The 19,573-nt window shown below is 40.5% G+C and carries 15 protein-coding genes; 10 read left to right on the forward strand and 5 right to left on the reverse strand.

Annotated elements, in window-relative coordinates:
* Positions 1 to 13 precede the first annotated feature (13 nt).
* The 3 genes from QYC40_RS11980 to QYC40_RS11990 form a co-directional block, all read right to left on the reverse strand.
* Positions 14 to 2,029, reverse strand: coding sequence for a RagB/SusD family nutrient uptake outer membrane protein (locus QYC40_RS11980; protein WP_301990478.1), 2,016 nt, complete (start codon positions 2,027 to 2,029; stop codon positions 14 to 16).
* Between the two features lie 36 nt (positions 2,030 to 2,065).
* Positions 2,066 to 5,551, reverse strand: coding sequence for a TonB-dependent receptor (locus QYC40_RS11985; RefSeq protein ID WP_301990479.1), 3,486 nt, complete (start codon positions 5,549 to 5,551; stop codon positions 2,066 to 2,068).
* Positions 5,552 to 5,788: 237 nt separating this feature from the next.
* On the reverse strand, positions 5,789 to 6,982 hold the full coding sequence (locus tag QYC40_RS11990) for a FecR family protein (protein WP_301990481.1): 1,194 nt from the start codon (positions 6,980 to 6,982) through the stop codon (positions 5,789 to 5,791).
* A 241-nt stretch (positions 6,983 to 7,223) separates the two neighbouring features.
* On the opposite strand from QYC40_RS11990, the gene QYC40_RS11995 reads away from it, so the two are divergent.
* Positions 7,224 to 7,562, forward strand: a complete 339-nt coding sequence (locus QYC40_RS11995; protein WP_301990482.1) for a four-helix bundle copper-binding protein — start codon at positions 7,224 to 7,226, stop codon at positions 7,560 to 7,562.
* 217 nt (positions 7,563 to 7,779) lie between these two features.
* On the opposite strand, the gene QYC40_RS12000 is transcribed toward QYC40_RS11995, so the two are convergent.
* Entirely contained in the window at positions 7,780 to 8,328 is a 549-nt protein-coding gene (locus QYC40_RS12000) for a hypothetical protein (RefSeq protein ID WP_301990483.1), read from the reverse strand.
* A gap of 1,205 nt (positions 8,329 to 9,533) precedes the next feature.
* Between QYC40_RS12000 and QYC40_RS12005 the strand changes: the two genes are divergently transcribed.
* The 9 genes from QYC40_RS12005 to QYC40_RS12045 all read left to right on the forward strand — a co-directional run bounded on the left by QYC40_RS12005 (position 9,534) and on the right by QYC40_RS12045 (position 18,187).
* Positions 9,534 to 10,379 carry an RteC domain-containing protein gene (locus QYC40_RS12005; RefSeq protein ID WP_301990484.1) on the forward strand — a complete coding sequence of 282 codons (846 nt, stop codon included), beginning with the start codon at positions 9,534 to 9,536 and terminating at the stop codon, positions 10,377 to 10,379.
* Between the two features lie 262 nt (positions 10,380 to 10,641).
* Positions 10,642 to 10,923 (forward strand): helix-turn-helix domain-containing protein, encoded by a 282-nt coding sequence (locus tag QYC40_RS12010; RefSeq protein ID WP_002993296.1) that lies wholly within the window; start codon positions 10,642 to 10,644, stop codon positions 10,921 to 10,923.
* Positions 10,924 to 11,023: 100 nt separating this feature from the next.
* Positions 11,024 to 12,490, forward strand: a complete 1,467-nt coding sequence (locus QYC40_RS12015) for a DUF3945 domain-containing protein (protein ID WP_099372377.1) — start codon at positions 11,024 to 11,026, stop codon at positions 12,488 to 12,490.
* Between the two features lie 2 nt (positions 12,491 to 12,492).
* Positions 12,493 to 14,577 (forward strand): type IA DNA topoisomerase, encoded by a 2,085-nt coding sequence (locus tag QYC40_RS12020; protein ID WP_002993293.1) that lies wholly within the window; start codon positions 12,493 to 12,495, stop codon positions 14,575 to 14,577.
* The gene (locus QYC40_RS12025) at positions 14,574 to 15,467 is read left to right on the forward strand and encodes an ORF6N domain-containing protein (protein WP_002993291.1); all 894 of its coding nucleotides are present in this window, start codon (positions 14,574 to 14,576) and stop codon (positions 15,465 to 15,467) included. The genes QYC40_RS12020 and QYC40_RS12025 overlap by 4 nt, the downstream gene beginning before the upstream one ends.
* A gap of 335 nt (positions 15,468 to 15,802) precedes the next feature.
* On the forward strand, positions 15,803 to 16,747 hold the full coding sequence (locus tag QYC40_RS12030; RefSeq protein ID WP_301990487.1) for an AraC family transcriptional regulator: 945 nt from the start codon (positions 15,803 to 15,805) through the stop codon (positions 16,745 to 16,747).
* A 144-nt stretch (positions 16,748 to 16,891) separates the two neighbouring features.
* On the forward strand, positions 16,892 to 17,419 hold the full coding sequence (locus QYC40_RS12035; protein WP_002993285.1) for a MauE/DoxX family redox-associated membrane protein: 528 nt from the start codon (positions 16,892 to 16,894) through the stop codon (positions 17,417 to 17,419).
* Positions 17,420 to 17,423: 4 nt separating this feature from the next.
* Entirely contained in the window at positions 17,424 to 17,738 is a 315-nt protein-coding gene (locus tag QYC40_RS12040; protein ID WP_003010122.1) for a hypothetical protein, read from the forward strand.
* 134 nt (positions 17,739 to 17,872) lie between these two features.
* On the forward strand, positions 17,873 to 18,187 hold the full coding sequence (locus QYC40_RS12045; protein ID WP_002993282.1) for a hypothetical protein: 315 nt from the start codon (positions 17,873 to 17,875) through the stop codon (positions 18,185 to 18,187).
* Positions 18,188 to 18,217: 30 nt separating this feature from the next.
* Here the strand turns inward: QYC40_RS12045 and QYC40_RS12050 are convergent, their stop codons facing one another.
* On the reverse strand, positions 18,218 to 19,567 hold the full coding sequence (locus QYC40_RS12050; protein WP_094280395.1) for a RagB/SusD family nutrient uptake outer membrane protein: 1,350 nt from the start codon (positions 19,565 to 19,567) through the stop codon (positions 18,218 to 18,220).
* Positions 19,568 to 19,573 lie beyond the last annotated feature (6 nt).

A 19,573-nucleotide genomic window follows, 5' to 3' on the forward strand; every position in this document is an offset into this window, starting at 1 on the left:
TTTTATCAATTAATTACCAGCCTGGATTTTGAACTAAGTTTCTATTTTGAAGCAAGGTGTTGGTCTCAATTGGCATCAAATAATCTTTCATTGAAAACCTTGGTTGCACAAGTACCTTCAGCGTAAAGAAATCCTTTTTATTTTCGCCTTCTTTATTCCAGCCCATGATCGGTTTGTTGTACACTGTTTCGCCTAATAACCAACGACGGATATCATAATAGTAATGACCTTCAAAAGCCAATTCGTTGATGCGTTCCTGCTGAATGATCTTCCTTAATCCTGCCTGACTTTCAGGTTTAGATTTAAATGCTGGAGAGGCATATTTCGCCCAGCTCACGACCACACCTTCCATGCCAGAACGTTGTCGAATCTGATCTAAATAGTGATATGCATTATTGCCTTTCGAATCGGTCTTGCCGGGACCTCCTGCTTCATTTAATGATTCGGCTAAGAGCAAATACAAATCGGCTAAACGAATAATCGGAAAGGAATAACGTTCATAAACCAATTCGACACGTGTTGCCGTGTAAGTCGTTTTTAGATGCGTTAGCTTCTTCGCCAGATAACCAGTTAAGGGATAATAACCGTAAGTCTCTCCATATTTAAACCCACTCCCCATGTGTCTCATAAAGTTTGGAAAAGACGGATTCGACAATTGCTGCGAACGACCCTCCCAAATTCCACCATCAAATCCAACCGACGCATAAAAGCGTAAAGAACGATGGTGGTGAAGTAATGCGGTTTCTTGACCACTTTTGATGAAGTATTTTGTATGATTATCATCGGGTAATTTCGTCGTATATCTATTCTCATACCAGCCGTTCGTTTCCCACTCCTGATCCTCTTCAATCGGAACGCCATTGGAAGAATAAAATGATTCAACGATATTCAAGGTCGGCGAATGGCGTTGTCCAATATCGGGAGCACCGGAGCCTGCAATATTCTCCCACTCTGAATTGCTAAGCATACTTGAAAAACGTTGGAGCTGTCTTGTCGCCTCATTGGTTGCCCAGATAAGCTCCGGATTCCATGGCGAAGTCACCGCTTGTCTTAAGCTTACCATCGCCTTCGTCTCTGGACTGATATTAGTCGTATTTACGTCCGGGATGGCACCTGCGCCAGCGTCTGTTGTAATCAATAAATGGTTGCCGTCTTCCTCCGCAGAACGAACAGCCTCATCACAAGCCAACAATGCCCGCTCCCATCTTTGCTTACTATCACCGACCGGAAACAAATCTATACCTCGTTTATCTTTAAATCCTGTATAATAATTGTTGTTATTGAAAATTGGGCTAGCCGCTAGCACCAGTGTTTTTGCTTTAATGGAGCGTGCAATTGTCTTCGTGAAACGTCCATATTCCGTAGAAGGATCCAATTCAGCGGTTGTCGGAAGCCCCTCGATAGCTTCATCCAATAGGTTAACTATATAGTCAGTGACCTTATCTACTGGTTCTCGGTGGAAATCAAGCTCATCTCCTTTCGCGGCGATAGGAATAACCTTATCGACAATGGGAATCGGCCCGTAAAGTTGGAATAGGTAGAAATTAAGGTAAGCCTTAATTGTTTTGGCCTCTGCAATCCATTTCGCGCGTTCCATCTCATCCATGTCCCTCGGACCACCATCCTCCAGGTTGATATGTTCTAAAAACACATTACAGTTACGGATTCCTTGCCAAATATTTCGGCTGGCTCCATTCTTACCATCCCAGAAATTCATATATGGACGAACGGCATTATTACCGTTAAAGAACAATAAAACAGTGTTCGGGACGTTTGCCGGATTACCACCCGGCATGTTTCTCGGGTCAGAAACCACATCTCCGCCAGCGGTCAATCCTAAGGTATTATCCGGATTAGCAACGTTGGGAAGGCCCGAGTAACAGGTAAACAAATACTTTTCCGCGTTAAAGCGATCTTTGAACGCGTCCTCCAGCACCGGTTTATCGTCTGGCAAAATATCTAGATATTTATTACATCCTGAGAGGGCCATGAGAAGGACACCCATTGATATAAAAATTATATGCTTCATATCTTTATGATTAATCATTAACATTTCGATTCCAGATTAAAAATTAATCTGCATACCTAAATTGAATACTTTCTGCAGTGGGTAAGCCAAGCCATTTCCACGCATTTCCGGATCCCATAGTTTGAAGTCGGAAAGCGTAAATAGATTTGTGCCGCTTGCATAAATACGAGGGCTAATACCTCGAAATTCTTTGAACTTGTAGCCCATCTCGACCGACTTCAATCGAATAAAACTTGCCGAACGCATCCAATAATTACTGCGAACGAAATTGTTTGCATTGCCCACCGCATTACCTCCCGTTTCTGGTGACAATCTCGGCCAATGTGCGTATAAGTCTCTATTCGTTTCTGTCCATAAACTTTCTTTGATGAAGTTCAGCATCGCTCTGTTCCCTCTGCTTTCAACTCCCTTTTCCTCTATCGTCACATTGACAAATGGTGCCATTTTATTTGCATCCAAGAAGAACGAGAAACGCGAGGAGCCTTGTAGGAAAACAGAAAAATCAAAATTCTTATAACCAAATGATCCACCGATACCATACTGGATCTCCGGATTTACAGGATAACCAATCGGCACGATATCAAAAGTATTGATCACACCATCGCCATTGATATCACGGTATTTGATATCGCCTGCCTGATAAACTACCGAATTGCCGTTGACCATTTGCACTGGTGAGTTCATTACTTCGTTGTCATCGATAAATAGACGCTCCGCTACGTAACCCTGGGATTGACCAACTTTACGGCCGACCACCGACTTCCATGGAGCAAAGCCTGAGTAGTCTAGCTCATCATAGACCGTGATCTTCGATGTTCCATAAGTAAAATTACCCCGAACGATATACCACATTCCGTTGGCCAGGGATTTGTTATAGTTTAAAGTCAAATCCAGACCTCTTCCTTTCGCTTCACCGTAGTTTGTTTTAACAGTGGAAGTTAAACCTACGACCGAAGGAATATCCTGACGCTCTTGAACAATATTCGTCCGATTTTCCAAATAAACTTCCGCGATTAAGGATAGGGCATCATTTAAGAACCCTAATTCGACTGCTAAGTTCGTTTTATAAGAAACTTCCCATGTAATGTCGGGATTCGCATAGCGCAAAATATCGATCGTCGGTCTGGTGAATGTCGAGTTTACATTGTTACCAAAATAACCAGCATTCGGACCGTTCAGATTGATATTCGACGTGAAGAAAAAGCGGTCGATATCATCGACAATAATGTCGTTTCCGACTAGACCGTAGGTACCCCGTAATCTGAGCTTAGAAAATGTAGGTTTTAAGCTTTCAAAAAATGGCTCGTCAGAAATTTGCCAACCCAAGCCTACCGATGGGAAGAAACCCCAACGGAACCTAGGATCGAAACGTTCGGAACCGTTAAGTCCAAAGTTCAATTCTGCAAAATATTTATTAGCATAACCATAGGTGAATCTTCCTGCTAGTGAAACGTTACGTGAAGGTAAGGATGAGTCTAAGTTCCTTGGGCTACCATCCAATCGATCCTTGATCGATCCTACTAATAACCCGCCTAGATCGTGCGTCCCGAATCGACGATTATATAAGACCGCACCTTCGGCATAACCTCTAGCTTCCACAAACTTGTTACCTGCGGTATAATCAATATGATCCGAACCCTTCTCCGGATTTAATACAGCTAATTGATACGGATAAGCATTCGTTGGATCATATGTGCCCTTGATGTATTGATAATAGAATGGATTATAGCTACGCTGTATATTAAACCCAGAGAATCTCGTGATACTACCGATAAAGCGTGCTTTTAAACCCGGCGTAATGGACTCTAAATTCTGATGCAGTTCCAACTGAGTCAATAACGTACTATTTCTTACGTCCTCATAGCCTTTCATGATATCCGCATAAGGGTTGATATAGCGCGGATCTCCATTGCCGTAATCATCTCCTGAATAGTTACCAAACAAAATACGATCAACAAATTCCGTGCTGTGGTCAGGCTGATAATACGCAGGGAATAAGACAGGATTGGCTAATAATGTCTTACCGTAAGTGTTTGCTCCCCCACTGCCTGACTCACCAATGGGCCCTGTATAATCGTCGAAAGTCGCACTCAAGCGAACCTTCGCTTCCAGAGTTTTATGCAGAAACAAGTTCACGTTCGAACGAACAGAATATTTTTTCAGGTTGATATTCGAGTTGAATGGATTTTTCTCATCAACTTTTAGTATCCCGTTATCTTGAGAAAAAGAACCCGCTAAATAATAGGTTGCGGCATTTCCACCCCCCGTCAAGTTTATATTCGTCCGATGGTTTAAGGAATAGTCTCTGGTTAACATTTCTTTCCAATCTACCGCGGGATACACATTGGGATTGCGATTCGGATCCTTGGTAAAATTGATCTTACTTTGTGGATAGATCAATTCGCCAAAGCGCGTCATCTGTGCGATATTGGCATACTCCATATAACTGATCGGATCTGCTAAATCGACTTTAGTCGTCGGAGTAGAAGCCGAAGTTTCATGTCTAAAAGAAACTTTAACATTTCCTTTCTCTCCTTCTTTCGTGGTGACTAAAACGACACCATTTGCGCCACGTGCTCCGTAAAGCGCTGTCGCTGATGCATCCTTCAGGATAGAAAAACTTGCGATATCATCAGGGTTCAAACGCGCTAAATCCCTAGATGTCATCTCAATATTATCGATCAATATTAATGGAGCGGTTAACCCACTACCAAATGAGGTGACACTACGCACAAAGAATTGTGCATCTTCCTCCCCGGGAGCACCAGTCGATTGATAGGCTACTAAGCCCGCCATACGACCTGCTAATGCAGTCGTTAAGTTACTCGACGGTGTTTTCAAATCCCTGACATTTACCGTGGTAATCGAAGAAACAATACTTTCTTTCGCTTGTCTTCCGAACGCCACGACTACGGTCTCTTCCAACTCCCGATTATCTTTTGCGAGTCGAATATTGATCACCTTTGCACTACCTACCAAGATACGCTGGGTCGTATAACCCACCATAGAGAAGATTAAAGAGTCGCCCTCATTCACGGCTAATTCATATACACCGTCTCCATCGGTACGAGTGCCGACTGCAGTTCCTTTTACAAAAACACTCACGCCGGCCATCGCTGAATCATCGATAGCATCCGTTACTTTACCCGTCACCATGTTTTGCTGTCTGATGGGCAGCGCAGGAACTACTTCCCGAGCAGGAACCGAGCTGGCATTTTTCGAAACAACACGTGCCTGTGGCTTTATTACGATGGTATTACCTTCCAACAACCACTCTGCGGATTTATCTTGCAGCAACTTGCGCATCGCCCCATCTATTGGCAAGTCTTTAATATCCGCATGAATTTTCATATCAGCTAAATCTTTGCTCTTGATAAAAAATTCATAGTTGGTTTGTTGTTGAATAGTCTTCATCACCTTCAGCAATGAAATACCATCAGCCTTCAATGTCACGCTCTGCGCCATACCATCGGCCATAACGGTCGTGATATTGAGCAGTATGAGTACAACGATCCATTTCATAATTAGGGAACATCGGTTTAAAGAGGACCAGTGCTGGCCTTCCGGATTTTTTTTAAAATTCATACATTTGTACTGATTAGATCATATTGTAATTATTAAATTCAAAATTTTCTCTTAGCCGAGAGATTGTAATGCGATAGACATCTAAAGAAATGGCGGGCAGTGTTGGAGCACTGTCCGTTTCTTTACGGTCTAAGTTTTGGTTAATCTTTCCGTTTCCTCATACCTTATTCCTATTTAGTTAAAAATTGTTAGTTTGTTTCTTTCCCCTATGCGTACGAGTTTAAACTTAATCCCGCTGCCTTCAATTATTTTTAGTACGTCCTTTAAATTCTTTCCCCTGCTGAAACTGGCGTAGAGATAGGTCTGCTTTACGCGATCCTGAATTTCAAAATCAAAATCATACCATCTGCTCAATATTTTCATGGCTTCGCGCAATTCCACTTCCTCGAAAACAAATTGATTATTCTTCCATGCAATGTATTGTCCTATATCCACCTTTTTCTTGTGTAGGCCGCGAGAATCATTAACGCCCTGCTCACCTGCTTGTAGTGGAAGTGTGCCCCCTGCGGCGTGCAACAATACAGATCCTTCAACAAGCGTTGTCCTATTCTCATATTGCTCATCAGCATAAGCTTTCAAATTAAACTGAGTACCAGTAACTTCAACCAGCTCTCCCAAAGTTTTAATCTTAAAAGGAATCTTTTCCCCACCAACAAACTTGCTCTCCACATCAAAATATGCCTCTCCATCCAATTCTACTACACGTTCTTTCCCGCGCATTGTCAATGGATAGGTCAATTTAGAATCTGCGTTTAACCATACTCTAGTTCCGTCGGATAAGGTTATCTGGTATTGCCCACCTCTGGGGGTGGAAATTGTGGCATAGCTAACTTTATTCTCATCTAGATCTTGAATCAAAGTACCATCTTCATAGGCCAGCTGCTCACCCATAACTACGGCATCTTGATCCTCATTTAGTTCAATTACCCGACCATCTGCCAGGGTAATCTTTGCTTTATTTCCTCCGGGCGATAAATCGCTAATCGTCATTTCTTTGGTCTGATTGATTTGCGTTCGGTATAATAGCAAGCCGATTCCCAATACCGATATCAATAACGCCGCACATGACAAATACCATCCCCAGTTTGAATTTCTAGGGGGGAGCTCCTGGCGTTCTGCTTTCTTTATTTTTCCAAACGTCTTTTCCTCGAATTTATTCAGCCAATTGTTTTTTAAATGATCTGATTTAATGTCCAATCTCGTTTTCAGGTCGGACAACAAAAGTTCTTCATCTTCTACCTTCTTTAAGAGATCGGAATACAAAGGGTCAGATGCCGCCCAATTCTCAAGCACGCGTAGCTCCGACTCGGTGATGGTTTCCTCCATCCGCTTCCTAATTAAAGATACTATCTCAGCGTTGCTATTCATGGTTAGTGGTATTGGCTTGTTTCTCGCGCCGATCATATCGACTGATACTAATACGAACGACTTGTGAAAACCTTAGAAAAAAAGTTAAAAATTTTAGAACGAACTAAAATGTCACATAATTTACTATTGAAAAACCAGCATAGCATACAATTAAAGAGGGTTTTGAGGAGTTAAAAATTTTTATTCAGAACTTATTCAAATGCCAAACGTTTAATATTTATTCACACTAAAAACAATAGAAATGATTAGTTCAAAATTTCAATCCTGTATAGAAGCTTGTTTAGCATGTGTAGCCACATGTAATCAATGTGCTACGGCATGTCTTAATGAAAAAGATGTAGAGCATCTTAAAAAGTGCATTCAACTTGATCTCGAATGCGCCGCAATCTGCCAAGCAGCAGCCAACGTACTGAGTTTAAATGGACAGTTTAGTGCTGAATTATGTAAACTTTGTGCCGATATCTGTAATGCGTGCGCTGAGGAATGTGAAAAGCATGCAAAAATGGGTATGGATCACTGTAAAGAATGTGCTGAAGTTTGCCGTAGATGTGCTCAGGAATGTGAGAAGATGGCAGCGTAATAACAATTCATATTTTGTACAGCAGCGCGCCTAAAAAACGCGCTGTTGTATTAATAAACTCGTTATTAATAAGTGTATCAGCTAAGCTAATATCTATAATAATAATAGATTTAATGATGTATTCAGGTTTCTATTTTGTGGGCGAGTAATAATGTATAATTGCTCCGTTGTTGAAATCTTTCAATGTTTCCTTAACCAACATTTCACAAAATCGACGTTATAGGGAATTTGTTTTTGGTATTCTAAAAAGTAGAACAATTGCATAAATCTGTAAAGCCGTTTGGACAATATTAATAATACCGACAATCGGATTCAATAATATGTTCATAATAATACCTGGAATTCCAATTAATCCTAAAATCATAAAAACTAATAAAACATATTTTATCCAGTCATCACCTCTACTTACTAAGTAGCCAAGACCAATTAACATTCCTAACGTGAGTATTGCAACTATGATTCCGAAACTATTGTTGAATATCGCAGGACTTAGAAATACATTAATTACACCTAATCCTGCTGATAAATAAATTAGATTAGCTGCTCTTTTGTGATTTGGATGGATTATTTTTTCATTTTCTTTATTCTTTTCAGATACCAAAGACATTATTCTTTGCGTTTCTAATTCAGTAAATTCTCTACCCCTTGACTTAAGAATCTCAAATGCTAATATATTTGCTTCTGGAACAAACCTATTTCCTTCTTTAATATATTCTTCTAGCTCTTTATCAGTTTTAGCTTCTAAAACACTCTTTTTTACACTCATAGATTGTTAATAATTGTCTATAACATACTGTTTAGCGAAACTAACATACAATTATTTTACCGATCAGGATCTATTAATGTACTTCGCCTTACAAATTCAAAGACAATATAACAATCTATACTTTAACAGGTTGACACAACATTAAATATCGCTATCCACATGAAGAAAACAATTATTATACGTAATTCTTTTTCTCCACATGGATAGTTTAATTTACAATCCTCATTATTTGGCAATTCTAAAACCGATGAAGCAATGAAAACTGTAGCCCAAAAAATGGGCATCAAGGAAAAAGCGTGTGCATATTTTACAAACGCTCCAAAAGAAGCCATCGAAGACATGCATCTTGCTGAAATTGAGATATCAAAATTTTAGAAGGAGAAATCTCCCACACCCGAATACAAAAAAAGCCCTAACTTTCGTTAGAGCTTTTTTGTGTGTCGGGGTGGCAGGATTGCTTCAGCCCCACAGCCCCAAACTCTTACCCTGAAGCTCCTACGGATCGAACCACGGTTCAAATCTCCCACACCCGAATACAAAAAAAGCCCTAACTTTCGTTAGAGCTTTTTTTTTGTGTCGGGGTGGCAGGATTGCTTCAGCCCCACACCCCCAAACTCTTACCCTGAAGCTCCTACGGATCGAACCACGGTTCAAATCTCCCACACCCGACACAAAAAAAAAGCCCTAACTTTCGTTAGAGCTTTTTTTTGTGTCGGGGTGGCAGGACGAATCTGCGCACACTCAAATATCTATATGTCAATATGTTGACTTTCTTTAAAAAGAACTACTCACCGTTTAACTCACATATAATTTGTGATTCGATGTTGCAAATTTAATCATTTAATTTGATTGAGCAATACAATTTGGTGATTTTTGATTTAAACCTCAAAATCACTAAAGCGATTTTTCTGGCTCATTTTTTCAAATAAAAAGATTAACAAGGTTCAAAGTTATATAATAAAGCAATCAGACTTAAAGTCTCTTTATATCCGTTAAATTTGCGTTTACTAAAGGGGCTTTTCAAAGTCATTTCATACTGAATATTTATAAAATAATCTCCACAGTTGGGTGAGATTTATGACAAAAATCTTCCCACAGGTGGGGTGAACTTGGGTAAAGGTATCACTTAATATAATGATGTTTGTGTATTAATTAGGGATAAACTGAATTTTGAAATTCGCTATTGATCACAAAAATTATGGGCTATGCAGCATTCTTTACACACCATTATTTTAGAGATACATAATAAGGAAGATAAGATTTTATCACAGAGCAAAAGGTTGATTGATGAGGCTTATGAAATGACCTTGTATCTACAAGACCTGTTATTTGAGGTCAAGAAATATATTGCTAAAAAGGGCTTTCAAAATGATGGGGAAGAAATAAAATTCTTCCGAACCATCAAACCCCAAATACTTGGAAAACTCATCTACTACAATAAAATTTACCGGATTGAAACGACCTGTCCGGTCAGCAACGGCAAAATGTATTACAGTTACTTTTCGACTCAATTAGCCAATCTTAAAAGAGAGTACATTGAGCATATCTGCAATTCAGATTTTTATAGGTACTATCGTTCGGGGCGTACGGACCGTGACGACACCTATTTCAAAAGAGGCAACATAAATTACCACGACGGTCTGAACAGTATCGTCTTTGAAATTGATCCCGAATTTTCTACTTTCTACGATTACAAGACCGCATGGATTATCGCCAACGAATTGCTTTATACCTATCTGCTGACGAAAATCAATCCAGATGAAAATCCCGATGCTATTTTACAAAAGCCGGAAAACGCCAAAGATATTTTTTGGACAGAAAGCAAAAACGCACTTGTCGAATTGATATATGCCCTGTATGCTTCGGCAGCAGTTTCGCACGGTAAAACCGGTGTCCGAAAAATCAGTTTGATGTTCCAGATACTTTTTGGCATTACGCTCGGTGACCTGCACCACGCATTCCACAGAATGAAAACCCGAAGCGGTTCCCGAACGGCATTCTTGGACCAGCTTAAAACTTCATTGGAAGAATATATGGATAAAGACCTTTAACCCAATGCAGGTCTTTTGTTCAGGGCAGTGCATTGTTGTGTACTGCTTTTTTGTTTATACCATAAGCCAATGTATGTCAATTGGCAAATGATGGTATAAACCATCTCCTAAATACTCGAAATTCTTTTTAAGCCCTACCAAACAAGGGTTTCTCCCAATTGCAAAAATTTTCAAAAAACAGCCAAACCAATTGGCAGGGCTTGGCTGATAAACACTGCCACGCTTCCCAATTTTGCATGGTGAACATTAAAACTTATCGACTATGAATATTGACAGAATGGAATTTATAGCGTGGATGGAACGCATCATGGACAGGTTTGATATGTTGGGCGACAATATTGACGATTTAAAAAAGAAACGCAATAGCATAGACGGAGAAGAACTGCTCGATAACCAGGACCTGCTGCAAATGTTGAAAATCAGTAACCGTTCCCTGCAACGCTACCGCTCCATAGGTAAACTACCTTACTATACCATTAGCGGAAAACTGTATTACAAGCTATCCGATGTGCACCAGTTTATCAGGGAGAGTTTTAACAAGTAAAACGCCAATGCGTGCCAAATACTGCCTTTGACTGCCACTTCGGGCGATGCAGTAACTGCTTCATTTACTTTCGGCAATAAAACTTTAAACTTTTCAGATTATGAGTGAAGAAAAAGAAACAGAAAACCAACAGGTTGCTTCCGAACAGTTATCGGATATACTTTTAGTGCTGGATAAAGAAAAAATGAAAATCCAAGCTGTAAAAAGTATTGACAAAAGCGGAAAAATGGAAACGGTTGACCCTACGAAGAAGAACCAAAGCGAGTTCATGCGGGTGGATAAACACGGTGATTTCGTGACCAATTTCCTTTCCAATTTTTGGAGGCAGTTAAAAGACCCTACCAAATTTGCTCTTTTCAAAGTTTCGGCTGACGAAGCCGTAGAGAAAGCAAAAGAATTTCAGAATCAGATAAACAATCCAACTGCCGAAGGCAAAAAGAAAATGGAAAAGCATGAAGTGAAAAATGAACCCGAACAAGAGCAAAAACAAGAAAATAAAAATGATATGACAAAAACAGAGACAACCCCGGAAACAAGCGAGTACCGCTTCCAGCCGGAACAGATTGATTGGGAAACAATGAACAATCTCGGATTAAGCAAGGAATACCTTGAGAAAAAGAACCTCCTTGACCCACTATTGAGGGGTTACAAGACCAATGAGCTTGTACCTATAAGCGTTAATCTTGGCGGTGCGGTCGTCCGTACAGATGCCCGCTTGTCTTTACAGTCCACCCCGGAGGGGGACGTTGTGGCAGCGGTACACGGTATCAGGCGTGAACCCAACTTAAACTTTGAGTTTTTCGGACACAAGTTCTCAGACGAGGACAAACAGAACTTACGTCAAACAGGCAATATGGGGCGTGTGGTCGATCTGATAAACTCCAAAACAGGCGAATTGATGCCGTCCATCATTAGTGTGGACCGGCTTACCAATGAGCTGATTGCTTTGAAAACAGATTTCATCAAAATCCCCGATGAGGTTAAAGGTATAAAACTAAATGACGAACAAAAACAAACCTTAGTGGAGGGCAAACCCCTGTTCATTGAGGGAATGATTTCTACAAAAGGTACTCCCTTTGATGCAAACGTACAGTTCAATGCGGATAAACGGTATGTGGAATTTCTGTTTGACCGAAGCAACAATAACAGGCAAACCCAAAACAGCCAACAGGACAATCAGCAAAGCAGGTCGCAGGAAGCCCCGAAAACCTTTAGGGGAAAGGAACTGGAGGATGACCAATACAACAAGTTCAAAGACGGTCAAACAGTTTACATTCCGAATTTGGTCGATAAGAAAGGGCAAACTTATAACGGCTATATCACATTCAACAAGGAAACAGGAAAAACCAACTTTGAGTTTCCCAACCAATACAAGGAACGGATAAAACCTACAGAAGCCCATAAAACGCAGATTGCCGTCAATTCCGAGGGCAAGACCAACGAAGCGACCAAGAATATCAAAGAGCCTCTACAGAAAGGGCAGCAAAGACCGAAAAACGAAAAGCAACAGGAGCAACAGAACAAACCCAAAGCACCTGCAAAATCAAAGGGTAGGAAAGTGAGTTAGGTATGAAAACAATTATCGCAGAAAAACCAAGCGTAGCAAGGGAAATAGCCAGCTTGTTGGGTGTTTCCGAAAAAAAGGACGGTTATCTAACGGGCAATGGCTATTTCGTTACGTGGGCATTCGGACACCTTATCGGTTTGGGAATGCCCGAAGATTATGGGATTTCGGGATTTGACAAGGCTTCCTTGCCGATACTCCCGAATCCGTTTATTTTGACTGTTCGTAAGGTCAAAAAAGACAAAGGTTATACAGTCGATACTGGAGCATTAAAGCAACTGAAAGTCATCAAGGAGCTATTCCATAAAAGCAACAGTATTATCGTAGCTACCGATGCAGGTCGTGAGGGTGAACTTATCTTTCGGTACATTTATGAATATCTGAAATGCCGTAAGCCCTTTCAGCGGCTTTGGATAAGCTCGCTTACTGAAAAAGCAATCAAGCAAGGGTTTGACAGCCTGAAAGACGGTAAAGAATTTGACGGCTTATTTCAGGCTGCACAAGGCAGAAGCCGTGCCGATTGGCTGATCGGCATCAATGCGACACAGGCATTGAGTATAGCCGCTGGCAACGGCATTTATTCGCTGGGCAGGGTGCAAACACCTACATTGGCTTTGATTTGTAAACGCTATCTGGAAAATAAAAATTTCGCTATTAAAAAGTATTGGCAAATTCAGCTATTGCACCGCAAAGAGGATATTGATTTTAAGAGTATCTCAAAAACCAAATGGAACGAACAAAAGCTTGCGGAAGATACATTACGACTGGTCCAAAGACACGGAACCGCAACGGTCATATCTGTGGAAAACAAAAACACCACGGAGCAACCCCCCTTGCTTTTTGATCTCACAGGCTTGCAAAAAGAAGCCAATAAAAAGCTGAACCTGTCGGCAGAGCAAACACTCAATATTGCCCAGAACCTTTATGAAAAGAAATTTATTACCTATCCACGTACCGGAAGCAAATATATACCCGAAGATATGTGGAGTGAGATACCTAATCTTGTAAGAGCGTTACAGGACAATGATAACTTTAAGCAAGCTATTTCTAAATTAAAATGGGGTCGCTTCAATAAACGTGTCGTGAATGACCTGCGTGTAACAGACCACCACGGAATACTCATCACGGACAAAGTGCCGTCTGCACTCAATGCCGACGAAACAAAGGTTTATGATATGATTGCCTTTCGACTGCTCGAAGCTATCTCTCAGCCTTGCATTAAAGAAATAACGGATATAGCATTGGAAGTATCACACTACGATTTTATGCTAAAAGGCTGTAAAGTTTTGGAAGCGGGCTGGCGTTCGATCAAAGGAACATTTTCGGACGAAGATACCGAACCGATACAGGATTTGCCCGAACTGAAAAAAGGCGGTGAATTGAAAATCAAAGAAGCCTCCTGTTTGGAAAAGAAAACAAAACCACCTGTGCTGTTTACCGAAGCCGGACTATTGTCGGCAATGGAAAATGCCGGAAAGGAAATAGCGAATGAAGATGAGCGTAAAGCCTTGCAAGGCATTGGCATTGGAACACCCGCTACAAGAGCGGCAATAATCGAAACGCTTTTTAAGCGGGATTATATCAAGCGTGAAAAGAAATCCCTTGTTCCTACCGAAAAAGGATTGCAGGTTTATGATGCTGTAAAGGACAAAAGAATTGCCGATGTAGCTATGACCGCCGAATGGGAAATGGCTTTGCAGAAGATTGAAAACAACGAGGCAGATGCTATGGATTTTCACCAATCCATGGAAGCCTACGCCTCGGCCGTTACGCAGGAACTGTTGAGCATCAGCATTGCGGGCGAAAAGCAGCACGAACTGACCTGCCAAAAGTGCAAAGCCCATAAACTGCTCATCAGGGATAAGGTGGTCAAATGTCCCGATGAAGCGTGCAACTGGCTTTTGTTCCGCAATATCTGCGGGGTACGGTTGAGCCTTAACGAAGTGGAGAACCTCGTAAACAAAGGAACGACCAGCCTTATCAAAGGGATGAAAAGCAAAGCAGGCAAAAAGTTTGATGCCCGTATCGTACTGAAAGATACCTATGAAACATCGTTTGAATTTGACAACAGCACATATAAAAAGAGATGAACAGCAACGCAATCATAAGCCGAAAGGAAATAGAAAACCTTATCTACACAATACGGGGCAAACAGGTTATGTTGGACAGCGACCTTGCCAAGTTGTACCAGGTCGAAACAAAAAACCTTAACAAAGCCGTAAAAAGAAACATAGAGCGGTTTCCCCAATCATTCTGCTTTCAATTAACAGAAGAAGAAGCTGAAAACTTGAGGTTCCAAATTGGAACCTCAAGTTTAAATTACGGCGGCAGGCGTTACCTGCCCTATGTTTTTGGCGAGCAAGGGGTCGCCATGCTGTCCGCCGTTTTGCGCAGCGAGATAGCTGTAAAGGTCAGCATCGAGATTATGAATGCCTTTGTGGAAATGCGCAGATTGTTAATCGGAAATGCCGCATTGTTCTCCCGGATGGATAAAATCGAACTCAAACAGATTGAAGCGGACGGCAAATTTGAGGAAATCTTTAAGGCTTTGGAAAGCGGGAAGCTGCACAGTGATAAAGGTATTTTCTATGACGGGCAGATATTTGATGCCTATACCTTTGTCGCCGATATTATACGGAGCGCACAAAGGTCAATTATCCTTATAGACAACTATGTGGATGATACGGTGCTAACGCTACTCGGAAAGCGTGGGCAATCCGTATCTGCCACTATTTACACCAAAAATATCAGTAATCAATTACAACTCGATTTACAACGCTACAACAGTCAATATCCGGCTATCAATGTACACGCATTTGCCCATGCCCATGACCGTTTCCTCATTATTGACGGTACGGAACTATACCACATCGGCGCATCACTAAAGGATTTGGGTAGGAAATGGTTTGCCTTTTCCAAAATGAGCGCAGAGGCAAGTAAGATGATTAGTTTACTAAATGGCATATTGCGTGAGGGATAGCAGCGACATCCTTTTGTGGTCCTTTAAGATCCGCAAAAGATATAGCGGATAGCCCGACCCGGTTGCATTTTTGGGTCGTCCTCTGTGCGGTGGTTAAATGCAGACGGTGGCACGCCCCGGTACACTTTCTTTCCCACTTGCTTCAATTGTTTGAAAAAAAATTTTACCCAAGTTCTACCCAACTTGGGTTTTTTATTCATTTGAATGGTTCAGATTTGTATAGCCTATATCAAATTCCATCCGTTTGATTACAGGAACCCCTTACCGTAAAAGTGGAATTGAAGTAAGAGGGCGGAATTTATTAAGGCATCCGATAGGAGAATAAATTACCGCCTATGGAAATACCTTATATCCTAAAAATAGAAAGCGAATTTAAAAGGTGGATAGCCAATCCCAACGACCTCCCGGAGTGGAGCAAATACCCATTACCTTTCGCTGTCCAAAGGCAGGGCTTTACGCTGCCGTATTATGAACTATTGAGCCAGCAAATTAAAAACAGTCCTTTTTTTATAGATTTAGTGCAGCTTAATGTAAGCAACCCTGTTTATATTCCTTTCGACATTCAAGAGCGGCAACTGTACCTTTATTTTATGCTCAAAGGCACATTGTTGTATATGACTGAAAGCCGTAAGCCGATTATAAAAACGCAGCCTAACAGCTTCCTCATGTCCTATTACGATTCGGGCAGGTATTTCGCCTATGCCCAAAAAGGCATGCATATCTGTCTCGTGGTAAGTATTTTGCCTGAATGGATAGAAAGCATGTACCATAACTACCCTAATATCCAAAACGTCCTGCATCGTTTTAATCACGATAACCGCACCTACGACACCATGTACCAATTCAGGATGGACAGGAAGATACACCGATGGCTGTATAAAATATACAGTTATTCACAGACCAATATCGGGGCATTGGATGGCAATCTCCGCAAGTATATCAGCTACCTTCTGGAGCATTACGACACAATGTTAGAAGACCAAAAAGCCGACCTTGCTTATAAAATCAAAGCCTATATCCAGGAACATTATTGTGATAATGCGCTTACCATAAAATTCCTTTCAGAATACTTTTTCGTTACGGAACGTACTTTGCTCAATATCTTCAAACGCCAGTACCACATAAGCGTACAGGATTTTATTACCGAATTGCGCATTTCTCACGCCTTGTTCCTCATCGAAAAACAAGGGAAAGCTATAAAAGACGTATATATGGAAGTTGGCTACACCAATGAACGTCCATTTCGTACTGCTTTAGAGCAATACCTGAAACGCAGGTAACGGAATTTCCCCGAAATTGATAAAATCGGAAAATTTCTTACACAAAGTTGCTCAATATTTACCGATTTTGTCTTTCACACGCTTACGGCTTTGATGAACTTTGTATCAAAGGATGGTGATAACCATCATTAAGATACAAAGACAATGGAAACAGCAGCTACATATCAAAACCAAATCAAAAGAAAACGGATAACACTCAATGTCGTTATTATTCTTTTGCTGCTTCTTTGGATACCCGTAGGCATCGATAAAATAACAGACTTTACAGCGTTTAAAGGAGGCATTCTCCGCCAACCTTTTTCAGATAGCATAGGATATATCCTAATATACTCGCTCCCGGCATTGGAGTTAATAACAGTGCTGGCATTGGTAATGGAAAAGTATCGCAAAGCAGGTCTAATACTATCTACCGTATTAATGACCGCTTTTACAGCATATATCGCTGTGGCTCTTATGGGTGCATGGGAAAAATTACCATGCGGGTGTGGTTCGGTGATAAGTGGTATGAACTGGACACAGCATTTTTTCTTTAATCTCTTTTTCCTTTCCCTAAGCATTTTGGGGCTTTACTTATGGCATAAATTACGAGGTAGCAACGCCGGAGGCGAAGCTACCGAGGGCGCGTCTGCCAAAAGACATATAAAAAAGTATTTTTTAACATCAAAATTTTAAAGCGATGAAAAAATTAAAAATGAACCTATTTGCTGTAGTAGCAATAGCCATTGCAGCTGTAACCATGTCGTTTACCGTGATGAAAAACGCCAGTTTTGCAGGAGAAAAATGGTTTGAGTACACTGATGAAACCGGAGATGGAAATCCCAACAATCCTGAAAATTATATACTCACGCCAAGTGATGGCGCTAATCCGCCTACGTGTCCTGAAGGAAGTGACGAAATCTGTGCGGTTAAGGCTCAACCTGTGATGATTGGTGGTGAAGAACATCCCAATTTAGGTACTGTTATTGACGACAGAGAAAGAAAGCTGCAATAGCTTTTTCAGTAAATAATTTGAAAGAGTGTGAACAAGGATTATCCCATGTTCACACTCTATTTAGAGAATACTTTCGTTAATTAGATTTAATCATCCAAAGGAAAAGACCATTTCTTCAACCTCAAAATTTTAAAATGATGAAAAAAATAAAAAATAACCTATTTGCACTGGCAGCGGTAACCATTGCATCTGTAACAATGTCCTTTTCGGTAATGAAAAACGCCAGTCTTGCTGGAGAAAAATGGTTTGCCTATACAGATGAAACGGGAGATGGTAACATCTCCAACCCAGAAAATTTCGCACTTGTTAATGAAAATGGTAGTACAGCACCTCCGTGTATAACGGGAAATGATATATTGTGTGCTATTAAGGCAAAACCACTCATTGGAGATACTGAACACCCTGATATGAATACAGTTATTTCGTCTATATATACAAGGATAGAATAATAATTATTAGCGGTATTATGCTGAACCTTGTTACCGCTCGTTTTGTTGCATACCGTTGTTAAGTATCACACTATTGGGTATGGGAAAGACATACTTTGGACTGTTTGGCTCTAATGTATAAATCTTTCCATCAATATTTCTTGTTATCGTTTTTGAAAAACGGCTGTCCTTGTTCAATCGTCTTAAATCCGACCACCGTAATCCCCGCCATATTAATTCCTTTCTTCGCTCATCCAAGATAAACCTTAATACAGTTTCATCATTGTCCGAACTGAATGGAATAAATGTGCTGTTATAGCGATTTTTTAATAGTTCGTTTACGGTCTGTAAAGCCGTGGTAATATTTCCTGCTCTTGCTTCACATTCAGCTTTTATCAGATAGATTTCGTTGGTAGAAATTCCGGCAAACCACATTCCTGAATTGCCATCGTAATTTCCCCTAAAGGAATAATAGCCCGCTCTGTTTCTAAAGAAAGCTGTTTTTCTAATATCGTTCGATTCATAAGACTTATATAGGTTGCTATCAATTCTTCCATAGGTAATGCTCATCACCATACGCCCAAAATCGTTAGCATGAAAAATTATTTCTTCATTATAGCGAGGTATCGGGAATGAGGTTGCCGACCCCATTGTTAATGTATTGTAATCAAGTAAAGCATCTGAATAGCTTAAACAAGTGTCTGCGTAAGATAGTGCTTTATCATAGTCTTCCATTGATAAGTATATGCGGGCTAACAGTCCATAGACAGCCTGCTTCGTTGGTGTTGTTTTATATGGGCTATTGACGGATAAAAGTATAACAGCCCTGTTCAAGTCATTGGTAATTTTAGTATAAGTTTCTTCAACCGATGACCTTATAGATTTCTCACCAATATCAGATTTTAACCTTAGTGGAATACCTAAGTCTGTTTGTGCCGTATTTTTCTCATAAGGTTTTGCCCAAAGCTGGGCAACATTGTAAAATGCAAAGGAGCGGAAAAACAAAGCCTCTCCCTCAATTTGGTTTTTTTCTACCGGAACAGGTTCAATTTTCTCCAACTGCTCCAAAATCAAATTGCATGAGTAGATTGCTGCATACATCATCGACCATTCGTTGGTTTCATCATCGTTAAATACATCATCATTCCATGTATAGATGTTTTTTGCTGTTAATGAAGTGAATCTATTCAAATTTTCTGTTTGTACAAATTGATTATCCGTAGCACCATCCTGAATTGAGGGATACCAGCTATTCATTCTCGATGTGTTATACAATAATGCTCTAAGGTCTGCAACCGTGGTCGGTACGACAAGCGATTTATCCGGTTTAACGTCCAAATATTTTTCACATCCTGAAAATGTGATTATTGTAATCAGTAATATTATTATATATCGTGTCATAGTTTC

Origin of the sequence: Sphingobacterium sp. BN32, from assembly GCF_030503615.1 — a bacterium.
GTDB lineage: Bacteria > Bacteroidota > Bacteroidia > Sphingobacteriales > Sphingobacteriaceae > Sphingobacterium.